This is a genomic window from Galbibacter sp. L-19, from assembly GCF_056857615.1.
Map to the genome: position 1 here is coordinate 388672 of NZ_JBSXNL010000067.1, position 16912 is coordinate 405583.

The window sequence follows — 16912 nt, forward strand, 5'->3', positions numbered from 1 at the left end:
ATTTGTGGATACCGGTAGTGGAATGCTTCAAACCTGATATAATTTACCAAAGTTTAATAGTTCTGATTATCAACAACCTACAATTTACTATTTATAAGATGCTTTTCAAAATAAAAAGCATAATTGTGATATTTATGAAGCAGTATTTACAATAAGAGTGGTTGAGAAATTACCTTAACCTTTCTAAGATTTTTATCCATTTCATTTTTTTGGAATAAGGAGCGTATCTTAAGGGAATATCAAGCCATGTGCCTCTTCTTACAACCGACTTATGATGTGAGAAAACATCAAAAGTTAAATCGCCATGATATGCACCAATGCCACTATGTCCAACACCTCCAAAAGGAAGGCGCTTATTTAAAAAATGGACTATAGTGTCGTTTATTACGCCTCCACCATAGGAGAATTGTTTCATTATTTTATTAGAAAATTGCCTTCTATTGGAGAAAACATATAAAGAAAGGGGTTTTTCATAAGAGGTGATGATACTTTGGATTTCTTCTTCTGAATTATAACTAATAATAGGAAGTAAAGGGCCAAAAATTTCCTCTTTCATAAGATCGCTTTCTAAGCTTGGTTCATTTATTAAGGTTGGAGAAATATAGCAATCGGTTTTATCAATAACTCCTCCAAAAGCAATGTCTTCATTATTAATTAATTTAGAAAGTCTGTCGAAATTATTTTTATTTACTATTCTAGGATAATCAGAAGAATTTTTTGGATTTTCAGAATAAGCAGCTATTATTTCATTTTTTAAATGCTGAATTAATTTGTCTTTAACATTAGAGGCAACTAAAATATAATCTGGTGCAATACATGTTTGTCCGCCATTAAGAAACTTACCCCAAACAATTCTTTTTGCTGCTTGCTTTAATTTTGCAGTTTCATCAATAATACATGGGTTTTTACCTCCTAATTCCAAGCTTACAGGAGTTAGGTGCTTTGCCGCCGCTTGATATACTATTTTTCCTACTTGCGGACTCCCAGTAAAAAATATGTAATCCCAACGTTCTTGTAGGAGAGCTGTAGAAATATCTTTATCTCCTTGAACTACACTTACATAATTTTCTGGAAATACAGCTTTTATGATTTCTGAAATAATAGTAGCTGTATTTGGAGTTAATTCAGAAGGTTTAATAATAGCAGTATTCCCTGCGGCAATAGTTCCAATTAAGGGAGAAATGGCTAATTGAAAAGGGTAATTCCATGGAGCAATAATTAATACAGTTCCATAAGGTTCTTTTATAATTTTAGCAGAAGAAGGAAAGTTAATGAGTGATGCGCTTACTGTTTTTTCTCCTGTCCAAGAATGAATTTTTTTTATGGCATCGTTTAACTCCCCTAAAATATATTGAGTTTCGCTTAATAAGGTTTCAAATTCCGATTTTTTAAAATCAGCATACAAGGCATCACAAATGTCTTTTTCTCGGTTTTTAATCTCTGATTTTAGTCTTTTGAGAATATTTTTCCGAGTAGGCACATCCTTTGTAAAACCTTCATTATAAAACGATTTCTGAGCATCTATAAGCTTCTTAATGTCATTTTTCATTTATAGTATTGTAAAAAAAGTTTTTTCAAGTTAGAAATTATATCTAATATTGTAGTGATGAACAAGCAAATAATTAATATCATTTCTATTCAAGTCGCAGTGATTATTCCACTGGGATAGGGAAGGAGTGTATATTATTAAATATAGCAAGCCTTCCTTTTTGGAAGGCTTTTTTTATACCACTAAGTGGTTTTATGTTCAAGATTTTGGGGAGAAATAAATTAAATATTTTTCATTTAAAAAATCTAAGCATATAGATGTAAAAAGAAACAGTATGAAACAAAACATTATTATAGTCATTAGTATTATTATGAACTCCATTTGAGTTGATACAATTGCTATGATTAAAAAAAGCCTGTATCAATGCTAGATACAGGCTTTTTTTATTTCTGATAATGATATAATAAACTTTTAAAAATTTAGGAAAAAACAAGTATAAATTCATAAAATAAAGGCGTTGAATGTCCTAAAAATATGTATTTAAGTAGTTGGTATTCAATACAATAGTTATTTATAAAGAAGATTGGATTTAAAGTTAAAAAGGAAATAAGGGAAAAATTAGAAAAACAATAGTATAATTTTGAATAATATTAAATAATACTCGAAAATTTAACATATAAAGTGAATTTAAAAAAATTTAGTCACCAAGTAACACAAGACCCAACGCTACCAGCTGCACAAGCAATGTTACATGCTTTGGGCTTAACTGATGAAGATTTACAAAAACCCTTTGTAGGTATTGCTAGTACAGGTTATGAGGGGAATCCTTGTAACATGCATCTAAACGATTTAGCAACCCATGTTAAGAAAGGAACAGAAAATGCCAATTTAGTCGGACTCATTTTTAACACCATAGGAGTTAGTGATGGAATTTCTAATGGAACACCAGGAATGCGTTTTTCATTACCATCAAGAGATATTATTGCAGATTCTATGGAAACTGTAGTAGAGGCAATGAGTTATGACGGATTAGTAACTGTAGTTGGGTGTGATAAAAATATGCCTGGAGCCTTAATGGCGATGTTGCGTTTAAACAGACCTTCTGTATTGGTTTATGGAGGTACAATAGCTTCAGGATGTCATAATGGTAAAAAGTTAGATATTATTTCTGCTTTTGAAGCTTATGGACAGAAAGTAGCTGGAACTATAGATGAATCTGAATTTAAAGAAGTAGTACATAAAGCATGCCCTGGAGCAGGTGCTTGTGGAGGAATGTATACTGCAAACACAATGGCTTCTGCTATTGAAGCTTTGGGGATGTCGTTGCCATTTAATTCTTCCAATCCAGCAGTTAGTAACGGAAATATAAAAGAAGAAGAATGTGTTAAGGCAGGGGAAGCGCTACGTTATCTTTTAGAAAATGATATAAAACCTTCGGACATTGTTACAAAACAGTCTTTAGAAAATGCTTTTAGACTTGTTACAGTTTTAGGAGGTTCTACCAATGCAGTACTTCACTTTTTGGCAATAGCTAAATCAGCTAAAATAGATTTTACTTTAGAAGATTTTAAAAGAATAAGTGATAATACTCCTTTACTAGCCGATTTAAAACCAAGCGGTAAATACTCAATGGAAGATTTACATGCAATAGGAGGGATTCCTGGAGTGTTAAAATACATGCTTGAGAATGATATGTTGCATGGCGATTGTTTAACTGTTACTGGTAAAACTTTAGCTGAAAATTTAAAAGATGTTCCTAATTTAATTGAAGGACAAGATATTATAAGAACCCTAGATAAGCCAATTAAAGATACTGGTCATATTCGTATACTTTTTGGAAACCTAGCAACAGAAGGCGCAGTAGCAAAGATTACTGGAAAAGAAGGGTTGTCATTCACAGGACCTGCAAATGTTTTTGATAGTGAAATTGCCGTAAATGAGGGGATTAAAACTGGGAAGGTGAAAAAAGGCGATGTAGTGATTATTCGTTACGAAGGTCCTAAAGGAGCACCAGGAATGCCAGAAATGCTTAAACCAACTTCTTCTATTATGGGAGCTGGATTAGGAAAAGAGGTAGCTTTAATTACTGACGGACGTTTCTCTGGAGGTTCTCACGGTTTTGTAGTTGGACATGTAGCTCCAGAAGCTCAAGTAGGAGGAAATATTGCCTTGGTTGAAAATGGAGATATTATTGCAATAGATGCAGTAAACAATACCATTAACATAGAAATTTCTGACGATGAATTAGCAGAAAGAAAATCAAAATGGAAAGCCCCAGCATTAAAAGCTACAAACGGAGCATTATATAAATACGCTAAAACGGTTTCTTCTGCCTCAAAAGGGTGCGTTACCGATGAATTTTAGAAAAGACTAACATCAATTTGATAATTGCAGCGTGAGTTGGCAACTAATAGATTGTACTTATGGAAGTAAAGACATTGAAAAAAGAAGAAAGTAAGACCGGAACTAAGATTAGAATTTCGGGTGCTGAAGCAGTAATACACTGTTTGTTAGCCGAAGGCATTGAAACTATTTATGGATATCCTGGAGGAGCCATAATGCCAATTTACGATGAACTTTATAAATTTAGAGATAAGCTTCATCATGTATTAACAAGGCATGAGCAGGGTGCTACGCACGCTGCACAGGGTTATGCTAGAGTTTCTGGTAAAGTAGGGGTGGCAATGGCTACTTCTGGACCAGGAGCTACTAACTTAATTACTGGAATTGCAGATGCTCAAATAGATTCCACTCCAATGGTCTGTATTACAGGTCAAGTTGCTCGTCATTTATTGGGTTCTGATGCTTTTCAGGAAACCGATATCGTTGGAATATCAACACCAGTAACTAAATGGAACTATCAAATTACAGAGGCTTCTGAGATACCAGAAATTATGGCAAAAGCATTTTATATTGCTAAATCTGGTCGCCCAGGTCCTGTTTTGGTAGATATTACCAAAAATGCGCAATTTGAGGAGTTTGATTTTGATTATCAAAAATGTACTGCTATTCGTAGTTATACTGCAAATCCAACCTTAAATCCTTCTAAAATTGAAGAAGCGGCAGCATTAATTAATAGTGCTAAAAAACCAATGATTGTTTGGGGACAAGGAATTATTTTAGGAAAAGCAGAAGAAGAATTGAAATCTTTTGTTGAGAAATCTGGAATTCCTGCAGCTTGGACTATTCTTGGGGCTTCTGCCTTGTCATCTTCACATCCTTTAAATGTAGGAATGGTAGGGATGCACGGAAATTATGCGCCAAATGTATTGACAAACGAATGTGATTTGCTAATTGCTTTAGGAATGCGATTTGATGACCGGGTAACGGGCGACTTATCTACTTATGCAAAGCAAGCTAAAGTGATACATTTTGAGATTGATCCTGCCGAAATTAATAAAAATGTGCATGCAGATGTACCTGTTTTAGGAAATGTAAAAGAAACTTTAAGTGCCTTATTACCTTTGGTGAAAGAAAATAAACACGAAGCATGGCATAATGAGTTTAAAGACCGCTATAAAATAGAGTTTGATAAGGTTATCAAAAACGATATTCACCCAGAGAAAGAAGGTTTAACAATGGGAGAAGTTATCGAACAAATAAATATAGCCTCCAATCATGAAGCTGTAATTGTATCAGATGTGGGTCAGCATCAAATGATTGCGTGTAGATATGCAAAATTTAATACTTCTAAAAGTAATATTACTTCTGGGGGATTAGGAACAATGGGATTTGCACTTCCTGCTGCAATTGGAGCAAAAATGGGAGCTCCAGAAAGACAAGTTGTAGCTATTATTGGAGATGGTGGGTACCAAATGACTATTCAGGAGTTGGGAACTATTTTTCAAACTAAAGTTCCAGTAAAAATAGTGGTATTAAATAACGAATTTTTAGGAATGGTTCGCCAATGGCAACAGTTGTTTTTTGATAAGCGTTATGCTTCTACAGAAATGACTAATCCAAATTTTGTAGCCATTGCTGAAGGATACCATATTCAAGCTAAAAAAGTTACCAAAAGAGAAGATTTAGAAGCAGCAGTTAAAGAAATGATGGCATCTCCAGATGCTTATTTCTTAGAAGTTGGTGTAGAAAAAGAAGATAATGTGTTTCCGATGATTCCTACAGGAGCTTCGGTTTCAGATATTCGTTTAAGTTAAGAGATGAGTTTGTAAAGGGAGAGGTTGAAAGAGTTTTAAAGTTTGTAAAGTTGAAGGTTAAAAAAGTTCTAAAAATAGAATGATAACGAGCAACTGTTATTTACTGAAAATTATAATTCAACACTTTCCCGACTACTTAATACTAAAATAATAATGGAAGAAAATAAAACATATACGATATCGGTTTATTCTGAAAATAATGTAGGATTATTAAATAGAATATCAGGAATATTCTTAAAGAGACACATTAATATAGAAAGTCTAAATGTTTCTAAATCAGAGATTGAGGATGTTTCTAAATTTACAATTGTTATTTATTCTACGGAAGATTGGGTACGTAAAATTGTAGGTCAGATTGAAAAACAAATTGAAGTTATTAAAGCGTATTATCATACAAATGAAGAAACTATTTTTCAGGAGTCAGCTTTGTTTAAAATAGCTTCTAATTTGTTGTTTGATGAACGTCAGATTCAGAATATTATAAAAGATAATCATTCAGAAATTGTAACTGTTTCTCCAGAGTTTTTTGTGATTTCTAAATCGGGAAGACGCGAAGAAATTGAAGAGATGTACGAACAGTTAAAGCCATATGGGATTATGCAATTTGTACGTTCTGGGAGAATTTCAGTCTCTAAATCAGAAATGCAAATTTCTAATATTTTAAAAGAATTTCAATATCAATAAAATAAAACTACCTCGTGGCAATCCTAACGGGGTATTTAAAAGAAACAACCTTAATTCATTTCGATGTAGAATATCGGAGAATTAAATCTCATTTAGTGAGACAATAAATAAAAACAACTAAAATTAATAAACACAAAATGGCAAATTATTTTAATACACTTTCACTTAGACAACAATTAGAGCAATTGGGAGTATGTGAATTTATGGATATTTCAGAATTTAGTGATGGTGTAGAAAAGTTAAAAGGTAAAAAAGTAGTAATTGTAGGGTGTGGTGCTCAAGGGCTTAATCAAGGGCTTAATATGAGAGATTCTGGATTGGATGTTTCCTATGCATTACGTGAAGGGGCAATCAAAGAAAAAAGACAATCTTTTGTAAATGCATCAGAAAATGGATTTACAGTAGGGACTTATAAAGAGTTAATTCCTACAGCCGACTTAGTTTGTAATCTTACGCCAGACAAGCAACATACAGATGTGGTAAGTACTATTATGCCTTTAATGAAAAAAGGAGCTACTTTATCTTATTCTCACGGATTTAATATTGTTGAAGAAGGAATGAAAATTCGTGAAGATATTACCGTAATTATGGTGGCGCCAAAATGTCCTGGTTCAGAAGTTAGAGAAGAATATAAAAGAGGTTTTGGAGTTCCTACTTTAATAGCGGTACACCCAGAGAATGATCCAGAAGGAAAAGGATTAGAGCAAGCTAAAGCTTATGCTGCTGCAACTGGTGGACATAAAGCAGGCGTATTGCGTTCTTCTTTTGTTGCAGAAGTAAAATCTGATTTAATGGGAGAACAAACCATTCTTTGTGGTCTTTTGCAAACCGGTTCTATTCTATCTTTTGATAAAATGGTAGAAAAAGGAATCGACCCTGGATATGCTTCAAAATTAATTCAATACGGATGGGAAACTATCACAGAGGCTCTTAAATATGGTGGGATTACCAATATGATGGATCGTTTGTCAAATCCTGCTAAAATTGAAGCTTTTAAAATTTCAGAAGAATTAAAAGAAATTATGCGTCCGCTTTTCCAAAAACATATGGACGACATTATGAGTGGCCATTTTTCTAAAACAATGATGGAAGATTGGGCTAACGACGATAAAAACTTACATACTTGGAGAGCTGCAACTGGAGAAACTGCTTTTGAGAAAACACCAGCAGCAGATGTTGCTATCTCTGAGCAAGAGTACTTTGACAATGCGGTGTTGATGGTAGCTTTTGTAAAATCAGGAGTTGAATTAGCTTTCGAAACGATGACTGAAGCCGGAATTATTGAAGAATCAGCATATTACGAATCGTTACACGAAACACCGCTTATTGCAAATACCATTGCGAGAAAGAAATTATTTGAAATGAATCGAGTAATTTCTGATACAGCAGAGTATGGATGTTATTTATTCGATCATGCATGTAAACCATTATTAACCGATTTTATGAAAAAGGTTGATACTAACATTATTGGCAAGCCTTTTTCAAATACAAATGGAGTTGATAATAAGGAGTTGATAGAAATTAACGATCAAATTCGTAATCACCCTGTAGAAGAAGTAGGAGCTTGGTTGCGTACTTCTATGACAGCTATGAAAAAGATTGTTTAATTAACCATAAGGAGCCTTCAAGAAAGAAAAGGCAACGTATGGAAAATCTAAAAATCATCTAAAATTTTAATCCTTAGGAGAGTTTTAGATACGCTAATAATTATGGAAACAAAAACAGTTTACATGCCAACATTAGAAAATGTAAGAAAAGCTGCTGCTACCCTCAATGGGGTTGCAGCAGTTACGCCTTTAACACATAGCCTAAGATATTCTAAAGAATTTGATGCTAATATCATGCTCAAAAGAGAAGATTTGCAAGTAGTACGTTCTTATAAAATTAGAGGGGCATATAATAAAATTAGTTCGCTAACTAAAGAAGAAAGAGAAAAGGGAATTGTATGCGCTTCTGCAGGAAACCATTCTCAAGGAGTAGCTTTTTCTTGTAAAGAACTTAAAATTAAAGGTACTATTTACATGCCAGCTCCCACGCCTCAACAAAAAATTGAGCAAGTACAAATGTTTGGAGAAGACTATATAGACATTGTTTTAGAAGGAGATACCTTTGATGATGCTTATAAGGCGGCAATGACAGAATGTAAACGCGTTGGAAAAACATTTGTACATCCTTTTGATGATGAAAAAGTTATTGAGGGACAAGCAACAGTTGGTCTTGAAATTTTAGAACAGACAAAAAAGAGGATTGATTATGTTTTTGTAGCCATTGGTGGCGGTGGATTGGCTTCTGGATTGGCAAGTGTTTTTGATGTTCTTTCTCCGCAAACTAAAATTATTGGGGTAGAACCTATGGGGGCTCCTTCGATGAAAACTTCGCTTCAGAATAAAAAAAATACAGAGCTACAAGAGATTGATAAATTTGTGGATGGCGCTGCAGTTCAACGTGTGGGAGACCGTACCTTTGCTATTTGTCAGCAATTATTAGATGAAATGATTACGGTTCCAGAGGGAAAGGTTTGTCAGGAAATTTTAGATTTATACAATAAAGATGCAATTGTTGTAGAGCCAGCAGGCGCTTTAACTCTTTCTGCTTTAGAACAATTTAAAGATAAGCTGAAAGGTAAAAATGTTGTTTGTGTAGTAAGTGGGAGTAATAACGATATTACGAGAACTGCGGAAATAAAAGAGCGAGCTTTATTATACGCAAATTTAAAGCATTATTTTATTATTCGTTTTCCTCAGAGAGCAGGAGCTTTAAAGGAGTTTGTTGCTGAAATTTTAGGACCAACGGATGATATCACTCACTTTCAGTATACCAAAAAAAATGCGAAAGAAAACGCTCCAGCAGTGGTGGGGATTGAGTTGAAAAATCCATCCGATTTAGATCCGCTAATTGAACGAATGAAATCTAAAAATTTCTTTGGAGAGTATTTAAATAATAAACCAGACCTTTTTCAATATTTGGTATAAAGCAATCTTAATATAAAGTTATTACTGCTTAAATATATTGATATTTAATGCTAGAATTCCGAACTTTAGCGGTACTATTTGTAATGGCAGTATACTGTCTTTAAAAAAAATAATCTATGGAAACCAAAACTTTTAATGAAATACCAGAAAAATACCAAATAACGGAACTCGTACATCAAAATAAATTTTTGGTGGGAGGGCAACTAAAACCATGGACAGGAAAAACTACTGAAGTGTATTCTACAATTTCTTCTACAGAAGATTATAAGCCTACACTTTTAGGAAGTATTCCTTATATGAGCGAGCCTGAAGCTGACGAAGCATTAGAGGCTGCTGCAAAAGCTTTTGATAAAGGAAAAGGTTTATGGCCAACCATGAAGGTTGCAGATCGTGTTGCTTGTATGGAGAAGTTTGTAAAGCAAATGGAAACCAAAAGAGAGGAAGTTGTAAAGCTTTTAATGTGGGAGATTGGTAAAAATTTACCAGACTCGGAGAAGGAGTTTGATAGAACGGTAGAATATATTTATGATACTATTGAAGACTATAAGCAATTAGATAGAGATTCTGCTAATTTTAAAAAGCGAGATGGTATTTATGCACATATCCGTCGTGGACCATTAGGAATTGTACTTTGTTTAGGACCTTACAATTATCCGCTAAATGAAACTTTTGCCTTATTAATCCCAGCATTGATTATGGGGAATACTGCAATTTTTAAACCAGCAAAGCATGGGGTGTTATTAATAACGCCGCTTTTAGAGGCTTTTAGAAATAGTTTTCCTAAAGGAGTGGTTAATATAGTTTACGGTAGAGGGAGAGAGGTAGCAGCACCAATTATGAAATCTGGAAGAGTAGATGTACTTGCGCTTATTGGAAACAGTAAATCGGCAGTTGCTTTGCAAGATCAGCATCCTCATAAAAATAGATTGCGTTTAGTTTTAGGTTTGGAAGCTAAAAACCCTGCAATTGTTTTAAGAGATGCCGATTTAGACTTAGCTATTAACGAGTGTATTGCTGGAACTCTCTCTTTTAATGGGCAGCGTTGTACTGCTTTAAAATTAGTGTATGTTCATGAAGATATTATAGAAGAATTTAATAAACGTTTTTCTAAGCGTGTAGACGAATTAAAGTTTGGAAACCCGTGGGAAGATGGCGCTAAATTAACACCACTTCCAGAGCCTGAAAAACCAAACTACATTCAAGAGTTAATAGAAGATGCTAAAGCACACGGAGCTACGGTTGTGAATGGAAAAGGAGGAAAAATTACCGATAACTATATTTTTCCTGCCGTTTTATACCCTGTAAATAAAGAAATGCGGGTTTTTAACGAAGAGCAATTTGGCCCTGTTATTCCTATTGTTCCTTTTAAAAATATAGATGAGCCTTTGGATGATATTGCTAATTCTAATTATGGGCAACAGGTAAGTTTATTTGGAGCGGATATCCGTACATTGGCGCCACTAATAGATACTTTAGTAAACTTAGTTTGTAGAGTAAACTTAAATAGTTCTTGTCAACGTGGACCAGATGTTTATCCATTTACAGGAAGAAAAGACTCTGCTGTAGGAACTTTAAGTGTGCATGATGCATTACGTTCTTTTTCAATTAGAACCTTTGTAGCTTCTAAAGATAACGATTACAATAATCGTATTTTAAATGATCTCTTAGGAAGTAAAGCTTCTAACTTTGTTAGTACAGATTATATTTTGTAATTCAACAAAAGTTTCAAAACTAAAACACTAGGCTGTGTAAAAAGTAATTTATAATAGTCAAACTGAGTTTGTCGAACTGAGCTTGTCGAAGTTTTCAAGTAGCTAGCACTCAAAAGAATCCTTCGACAAGCTCAGGATTATATTTCAAGATCAGGATGGTATTTAGAGTTTAATTACTTTTTACACAGCCTAGTGTTTTTTATATTTTAAAAAGACGATTAATTAACTCCACCATCAACAGTGGCCAATATTTCTAATGCAGCAGTATGCTCATCTTTATGAACAAATATCTGTATTTGATTTACTATGGAAGGACCAAAACCAGCTAATCTAGCAGATTCGGTTTCATTTTTTATAATTGGACTAATTCCAACTTCTTCTAGTTTACTTTTTATAAAAGTACCTTGAATATCACTCCCAGTAAATATTCTTATGTAATCTTTGTTTTCCATAACTTAAAGCTAAGCATTAAAATATTTATTTTTCCATATCACATTGTTAAAATTTTTCCCCAATGCAACTCCATAAAACAATGTAATACTAGCTATCATTTTAAATATAAAAAAATAGAGCACTAAAAAATAGACGCTACTTTTTTCTCTTGTAAATAATTCCATTGGGATCAACTTTGCAACAACAAAGCTTAGTCCAAGTATTAAAATGATAAGATTAAAAAGATTTTTAAACGGCATTACAGCTAATTTTCTTAGCGGATGCAGATCGTTCCCCCATTTATATATTAAATAATAATAATCGTTTCCTATGGGAGCAAAGAGTAGGGGATCATCTGCATTTTCAAGTTTAAAAAGTTTAGAAGGAGCAATTATTTGATGTCCGTTTATAGTAGTTTGATGTAATTTCTCTAATTCCTTTATAGCTGAAATTGCTTCTTGTGGAATTTGTCCTTTAAAATATTTAGAACTTAAAAATCGTAATCTATAATCAATGCATATTTTTTTAATTTGACTTATGTGATAAATTTTGTTAGCATCTAATAAATCAATTTTGAAGGCATTATTCTTTTTGGTAGTAGCTGCAAGGTTACTTTTTATTTGAGCTATATGGGTAGCATCTTTTTGTAAAATAGAATGTACTTGCAAAAGGATATTCTCTTCATTGCTTGTTTTGTTTCTGTAGGATTGAAGCTTCTCTTCTATATTGGTTGTTTTCAGCATCATTCTTCAATTTCAATTGTTCAACTATTTTCAAATTTAATAAATATGTTTTTTAATAGAGTGCTTATAGCTAGCTATTTAAGTGGTGTTTCTGTTAAATAATTAGAAAATCATGTATTGCCATAAAACCTTAATCTATAAACTTACGTAAGTGAGATTGAAAGAAAATACAAACAAAAAAATCATTATGAAAATTAAAAACTTAAAAAAAGGAATGTTGTTAGGAGTATTTGTTCTAGCATCTACAGTTGTTTTAGCACAAGAAACTAAAATGGTAGGTGGTGCAGAAATGTACCCTACAAAAAACATTGTAGAGAATGCGGTAAACTCTAAAGATCATACAACTTTAGTTGCAGCAGTAAAAGCTGCGGACTTAGTAGAAACTTTGCAGTCTGACGGACCATTTACTGTTTTTGCTCCAACAAATAAAGCTTTTGAAGCTTTACCTGAAGGAACTGCAGAAATGCTTCTAAAGCCTGAAAATAAAGAAAAACTACAGGCAGTTTTGACTTACCATGTTATTGCTGGAAAAATGGATGCAAAAGCGTTGATGGATGCTGTAAAAAATGGAATGGGAAAAGCTATGCTTAAAACAGTAAACGGAGAAGAGTTAACAGTAATGCAAAAAGGAAAAAAGTTATGGATTATGGATGCTAAAGGAAATAAAGCTAAAGTAACCATTGCAGATGTATACCAGTCTAACGGGGTTATACATGTTATCAATACGGTTTTATTACCGTAAGTTGGGAATTAATTGCTTAAGAAAAAAGGAAAAGACTACTTGAAAAAGTGGTCTTTTTTAGGTTTTATATGTCTTATTTAGCCACATATTCATGGATAAAACTTCTTAATACTTTTACAGCCACAGATAAAAACTTTTTAATACTCAATACTCTGTACTACATACTAATAATTTAGTCTAAAACGAATGCCCTCTTAATTTATTCTTGGATAAAAAGGACCCAATCGCTGATTGTATTTACGTTGAAAATATAAAAAGTAATTATATAATTTATAGTTTACCTCATATCCATAATCAATATTTGGACTGTAATCTATTTGCATTTCATATAAATTAGGATTGTAGCGTTGTGGATTTAATACGCGTTGATTCCAATTAATTACATAAATATTATTTCTACTTTCTAAGAATTCTTGAGAATAATAGCCTTCGGGCTGCGCAATACTATAGAGCCAACTGTTAAAACCAGGGTCTATTATTATAATTTCATATGCTGTTTCTTCATCGGCAATACGTACTGTATCTTGAGCTCCTTTGGCATTAAAAGCTTGTTTTTCTTCATCAGAAATATTTAATTCCATATTTTCTTCGGAAGTTGTTGTTGCTTTTTTAGTTGAAGAACATGACCAAAGTAGGAAGAATAAAACAAAAAAGGTGAAAATATATCTCATCAGAAATAAAGTTTTAATCCCTTTTAAAAGGTTTAATTCCCCGACGCTCTGTCGAAATGAATTAAGTTGATTTTTGAGAGGGGTTTTATTTTAAAGATACAAAAAAAGTCAGATTTATTGAAACCTGACTTTCTAAGTCTTTATTGAATTGTGGGTTTAGCTATTAAAAAAATTTCCTAGCATTCCGCCAATTCCGCCTTTTTTCTTATTAGATCCAATAACCATATCTGCCACATCATCTAAAACACTTCCGTCGCCATCACTGTCAATAAGAGAGGTTATTAGACTTTGGTTTTCTTGAGATTGTCCGCCAAGCATACTGCCTAAAAGACTACTCATATCATTAGCACCACTAACATTACTTTGCTTTGTTTGTTTCCCTAAATAACCTAAAATTAAGGGAGCAGCCATTTTTAGAATCTGACTTACTGTACCAGCATCAATCCCTGTTTTGCTACTTAAAGCATTTTCAACATTGGGTTGATTTCCACCAAGTACATGACTTAAAATTCCAGCACCATCACTAATAGCAGATTGATCTACTCCTCCTCCAAAGAAGCCTCCTAAATTATCCAGAATACTACCATCATGTTTGTTATTAATAGCATTCATAAGTCCTTCTGCTCCTTGAGGAGTTGTTGCGTTCTTTTTCATAGCCCCAGTTAATAGAGGTAGTGCCATGCCTAAAAGGTTAGAAGTTTTATCTTCTGAAGTTCCTGTTTCGCTACTTATGCCTCCAATAATTTGGCGACCTATATCGCTATCTAATAAAGATGCTAATCCTGACATTTGAAATATTTTTAAAGGTTATAATCTCCAACAAGTTACAAAAAAAGTCCTTCGCTATGGAAGGACTTTTTTTAAAATATAGAAAATTTAACGCTTTATCAAAATAGCGTATTGTTTATTTTTCTATATAATAAGCTGATTTTTATCAATTTTAAATTTATTTTGTAATAGATTATTTCAGCAATGCTTCAATTTGATCTGCAAGTTCAACTCCAATTCTATCCTGAGCTTCCGCAGTTGCAGCTCCAATATGCGGAGTCAAAGAAATGCTTGGATGCATCAATACTTTAATAGCTGGCGTTGGTTCATTTTCAAATACATCAATTCCTGCAAAAGCAACTTTTTTATTATCTAATGCATCAACAAGAGCAACTTCATCTATAACACCTCCACGAGCGGCGTTAACTATTCCTACACCATCTTTTAAAAGAGCAAATTCCTTTTTACCTAATACATATTCTTTTTGTGCAGGAACATGTAAGGTTATAAAATCGGCTTGTTTTAAAACGTCTTCTTTAGAAATAGTTTTAATATTGAATTCCACTTTTTGTCCGTCGAAGAATTCAACAGGAATCGTTACATTTTCAATGAATGGATCAAAAGCAACAACTTTCATTCCAACTCCTAATGCAATTTTAGCGGTTTCTTGCCCAATTCTACCAATACCAATAACTCCTAATGTTTTACCTCTAAGTTCAACGCCACCAGCATATGCTTTTTTAAGTTGCCCAAATTTACTTTCACCTTCTAAAGGCATATTTCTATTGGCATCATATAAAAAACGAACACCTCCATATAAATGTGCAAAAACTAATTCGGCTACAGACGCAGAAGAAGCGGCAGGAGTATTAATTACATGCAGTCCTTTTTCTTTTGCATAGGCTACATCAATATTATCCATACCAACACCACCACGACCAATAAGTTTTAAAGAGGGACAAGCATCTATTAATTCTTTACGTACTTTAGTAGCACTACGCACTAAAAGCGCATCTATATTATTTTCGTTTATATAACTTTCAAGTTGTTCTTGCGCTACTTTTGTAGTAATAATCTCAAAACCTTTGCTTTTTAAAGCATCGATCCCACTTTGAGAAATACCATCGTTTGCTAATACTTTCATTTTTTTATTTTTTATTGAATTTACTTAATAATCAAGATTTAATTGCTAACAATAGATTTTAAATACTTTTAATGTCTCACTAGCTTCTTTTCCTTAATCAAAGTAAATTTTTGTATTGTGATTAATTTTTAAGCTTGTTTTTCAAGTGCTTGCATTACATCAACCAATGCTTGAACACTTTCTATCGGTAAAGCATTATACATTGATGCTCTATATCCACCTACACTACGGTGACCGTTAATTCCACTTAATCCAGCTTCTTTAGCTAAAGCGTCAAAAGTTGCTTTATGAGCTTCTTCATCTACTAAGTTAAAAGTAGCATTCATTGTAGAACGATCTTCTTTTGCAGCAAATCCTTTAAATAATGGATTTCTGTCAATTTCATTATATATAAGTGCTGCTTTAGCATTATTTCTTTTTTCAATTTCTGAAACTCCACCAAGGTCTTTTAACCATTGAAGGGTAAGCATAGAAACATACACTGCAAAAACAGGAGGCGTATTAAACATACTGTCTTTTTCTGCATGTACTCTATAATCTAACATAGAAGGAATAGCTCTTTCTACTTTTCCTAAAATAGCTTCTTTAACAACTACAAGTGTTGTTCCCGCAGGGCCCATATTTTTCTGAGCTCCAGCGTAGATAATATCAAATTTTGAAAAATCTAAAACTCTAGAAAAAATATCAGAACTCATATCACAAACAAGCGGAGCGGAAACCTCAGGAAATTCTTTTAGCTGTGTTCCAAAAATAGTATTGTTTGAGGTACAGTGAAAGTAGTCAATGTCTGAAGGAATGCTGTAGCCTTTTGGGATGTAATTAAAGTTGGCATCTTTAGAAGAAGCTACTTCTACAACTTCTCCAAATAATTTTGCTTCTTTAATAGCTTTAGACGACCAAGTTCCTGTATTTAAATAAGCTGCTTTTTTATTAAGTAAATTATAAGCAACATTTAAAAATTGAGAACTTGCTCCCCCTTGTAAAAATAACGCTTTATAGCCTTTATTTTGAAGCCCTAAATGTTCTAAAGCTAATTCCTGAGCCTTATCCATTACAGCAATAAAATCTTTGCTACGGTGTGATATTTCTATAAGTGATAAATCTAAACCATTAAAATTGATAACGGCTTCTGAAGCTTTTTTTAATACCTCTTGCGGTAAAATGCAGGGTCCTGCACTAAAATTATGCTTTTTCATACAATAGTTAGTTGTGTTTACTGTTTACAAAGTTGCTAATTTCTGAAAGAAAAACTGTTATCAAAAGTATAATAATTTTGTTTGATTGCTAACAAAAATAAAGGAGTTGTTAGATACTTAATGTTCGATATGTTAAAACTTTAGAGTGTTGCTATAGCCTCCTTAATTTGTATAAAGAGATGTAGGGAAGGCTAATTTTTAG

The 16912-nt window shown here is 33.0% G+C and carries 14 protein-coding genes; 7 read left to right on the top strand and 7 right to left on the bottom strand.

The window, feature by feature from the left end:
• Positions 1-169: 169 nt before the first annotated feature.
• The gene (locus tag AC13CQ_RS15035; protein ID WP_474507213.1) at positions 170-1549 is read right to left on the bottom strand and encodes an aldehyde dehydrogenase; all 1380 of its coding nucleotides are present in this window, start codon (positions 1547-1549) and stop codon (positions 170-172) included.
• 621 nt (positions 1550-2170) lie between these two features.
• On the opposite strand from AC13CQ_RS15035, the gene ilvD reads away from it, so the two are divergent.
• The 6 genes from ilvD (at position 2171) to AC13CQ_RS15065 (ending at position 11014) form a co-directional block, all read left to right on the top strand.
• Positions 2171-3853: a dihydroxy-acid dehydratase gene (gene ilvD / locus AC13CQ_RS15040; protein ID WP_008614770.1), complete on the top strand. Its 1683-nt coding sequence runs from the start codon at positions 2171-2173 to the stop codon at positions 3851-3853.
• Positions 3854-3912: 59 nt separating this feature from the next.
• Positions 3913-5646 (top strand): biosynthetic-type acetolactate synthase large subunit, encoded by a 1734-nt coding sequence (ilvB, locus tag AC13CQ_RS15045; protein WP_008614783.1) that lies wholly within the window; start codon positions 3913-3915, stop codon positions 5644-5646.
• 153 nt (positions 5647-5799) lie between these two features.
• Positions 5800-6330, top strand: coding sequence for an acetolactate synthase small subunit (gene ilvN, locus AC13CQ_RS15050; protein ID WP_008614785.1), 531 nt, complete (start codon positions 5800-5802; stop codon positions 6328-6330).
• A gap of 137 nt (positions 6331-6467) precedes the next feature.
• On the top strand, positions 6468-7937 hold the full coding sequence (ilvC, locus tag AC13CQ_RS15055) for a ketol-acid reductoisomerase (RefSeq protein WP_337900652.1): 1470 nt from the start codon (positions 6468-6470) through the stop codon (positions 7935-7937).
• A gap of 123 nt (positions 7938-8060) precedes the next feature.
• The gene (gene ilvA / locus AC13CQ_RS15060; RefSeq protein ID WP_008614789.1) at positions 8061-9302 is read left to right on the top strand and encodes a threonine ammonia-lyase IlvA; all 1242 of its coding nucleotides are present in this window, start codon (positions 8061-8063) and stop codon (positions 9300-9302) included.
• A gap of 116 nt (positions 9303-9418) precedes the next feature.
• Complete coding sequence (locus tag AC13CQ_RS15065) at positions 9419-11014, top strand: NADP-dependent glyceraldehyde-3-phosphate dehydrogenase (protein WP_008614792.1); 1596 nt, start codon at positions 9419-9421, stop codon at positions 11012-11014.
• A gap of 218 nt (positions 11015-11232) precedes the next feature.
• Here AC13CQ_RS15065 and AC13CQ_RS15070 read toward each other — a convergent pair whose 3' ends face one another.
• Together AC13CQ_RS15070 and AC13CQ_RS15075 are read right to left on the bottom strand one after the other, a co-directional pair.
• Positions 11233-11466, bottom strand: a complete 234-nt coding sequence (locus tag AC13CQ_RS15070) for a putative signal transducing protein (RefSeq protein WP_474507214.1) — start codon at positions 11464-11466, stop codon at positions 11233-11235.
• 9 nt (positions 11467-11475) lie between these two features.
• Positions 11476-12192, bottom strand: coding sequence for a hypothetical protein (locus AC13CQ_RS15075; protein WP_337900654.1), 717 nt, complete (start codon positions 12190-12192; stop codon positions 11476-11478).
• A 184-nt stretch (positions 12193-12376) separates the two neighbouring features.
• Here AC13CQ_RS15075 and AC13CQ_RS15080 point away from each other — a divergent pair, with 184 nt between their 5' ends.
• Positions 12377-12931, top strand: coding sequence for a fasciclin domain-containing protein (locus AC13CQ_RS15080; protein WP_474507215.1), 555 nt, complete (start codon positions 12377-12379; stop codon positions 12929-12931).
• 194 nt (positions 12932-13125) lie between these two features.
• On the opposite strand, the gene AC13CQ_RS15085 is transcribed toward AC13CQ_RS15080, so the two are convergent.
• The 4 genes from AC13CQ_RS15085 to serC form a co-directional block, all read right to left on the bottom strand.
• Positions 13126-13602: a DUF6146 family protein gene (locus AC13CQ_RS15085; RefSeq protein WP_008614799.1), complete on the bottom strand. Its 477-nt coding sequence runs from the start codon at positions 13600-13602 to the stop codon at positions 13126-13128.
• Between the two features lie 156 nt (positions 13603-13758).
• Positions 13759-14391, bottom strand: a complete 633-nt coding sequence (locus tag AC13CQ_RS15090) for a DUF937 domain-containing protein (RefSeq protein WP_008614800.1) — start codon at positions 14389-14391, stop codon at positions 13759-13761.
• Positions 14392-14563: 172 nt separating this feature from the next.
• Positions 14564-15514 (bottom strand): D-2-hydroxyacid dehydrogenase, encoded by a 951-nt coding sequence (locus AC13CQ_RS15095; RefSeq protein ID WP_008614801.1) that lies wholly within the window; start codon positions 15512-15514, stop codon positions 14564-14566.
• A gap of 128 nt (positions 15515-15642) precedes the next feature.
• Positions 15643-16710: a 3-phosphoserine/phosphohydroxythreonine transaminase gene (gene serC / locus AC13CQ_RS15100; protein WP_456867013.1), complete on the bottom strand. Its 1068-nt coding sequence runs from the start codon at positions 16708-16710 to the stop codon at positions 15643-15645.
• Between the last annotated feature and the right edge of the window lie 202 nt (positions 16711-16912).

What these genes read in the sequence shown, in the direction of transcription:
- AC13CQ_RS15035 (WP_474507213.1), bottom strand. Translation starts at nt 1,549, where the DNA reads ATGAAAAATGACATTAAGAAGCTTATAGATGCTCAGAAATCGTTTTAT.
- ilvB (WP_008614783.1), top strand. Translation starts at nt 3,913, where the DNA reads ATGGAAGTAAAGACATTGAAAAAAGAAGAAAGTAAGACCGGAACTAAG.
- ilvN (WP_008614785.1), top strand. Translation starts at nt 5,800, where the DNA reads ATGGAAGAAAATAAAACATATACGATATCGGTTTATTCTGAAAATAAT.
- ilvC (WP_337900652.1), top strand. Translation starts at nt 6,468, where the DNA reads ATGGCAAATTATTTTAATACACTTTCACTTAGACAACAATTAGAGCAA.
- ilvA (WP_008614789.1), top strand. Translation starts at nt 8,061, where the DNA reads ATGCCAACATTAGAAAATGTAAGAAAAGCTGCTGCTACCCTCAATGGG.
- AC13CQ_RS15065 (WP_008614792.1), top strand. Translation starts at nt 9,419, where the DNA reads ATGGAAACCAAAACTTTTAATGAAATACCAGAAAAATACCAAATAACG.
- AC13CQ_RS15070 (WP_474507214.1), bottom strand. Translation starts at nt 11,466, where the DNA reads ATGGAAAACAAAGATTACATAAGAATATTTACTGGGAGTGATATTCAA.
- AC13CQ_RS15075 (WP_337900654.1), bottom strand. Translation starts at nt 12,192, where the DNA reads ATGATGCTGAAAACAACCAATATAGAAGAGAAGCTTCAATCCTACAGA.
- AC13CQ_RS15080 (WP_474507215.1), top strand. Translation starts at nt 12,377, where the DNA reads ATGAAAATTAAAAACTTAAAAAAAGGAATGTTGTTAGGAGTATTTGTT.
- AC13CQ_RS15085 (WP_008614799.1), bottom strand. Translation starts at nt 13,602, where the DNA reads ATGAGATATATTTTCACCTTTTTTGTTTTATTCTTCCTACTTTGGTCA.
- AC13CQ_RS15090 (WP_008614800.1), bottom strand. Translation starts at nt 14,391, where the DNA reads ATGTCAGGATTAGCATCTTTATTAGATAGCGATATAGGTCGCCAAATT.
- AC13CQ_RS15095 (WP_008614801.1), bottom strand. Translation starts at nt 15,514, where the DNA reads ATGAAAGTATTAGCAAACGATGGTATTTCTCAAAGTGGGATCGATGCT.
- serC (WP_456867013.1), bottom strand. Translation starts at nt 16,710, where the DNA reads ATGAAAAAGCATAATTTTAGTGCAGGACCCTGCATTTTACCGCAAGAG.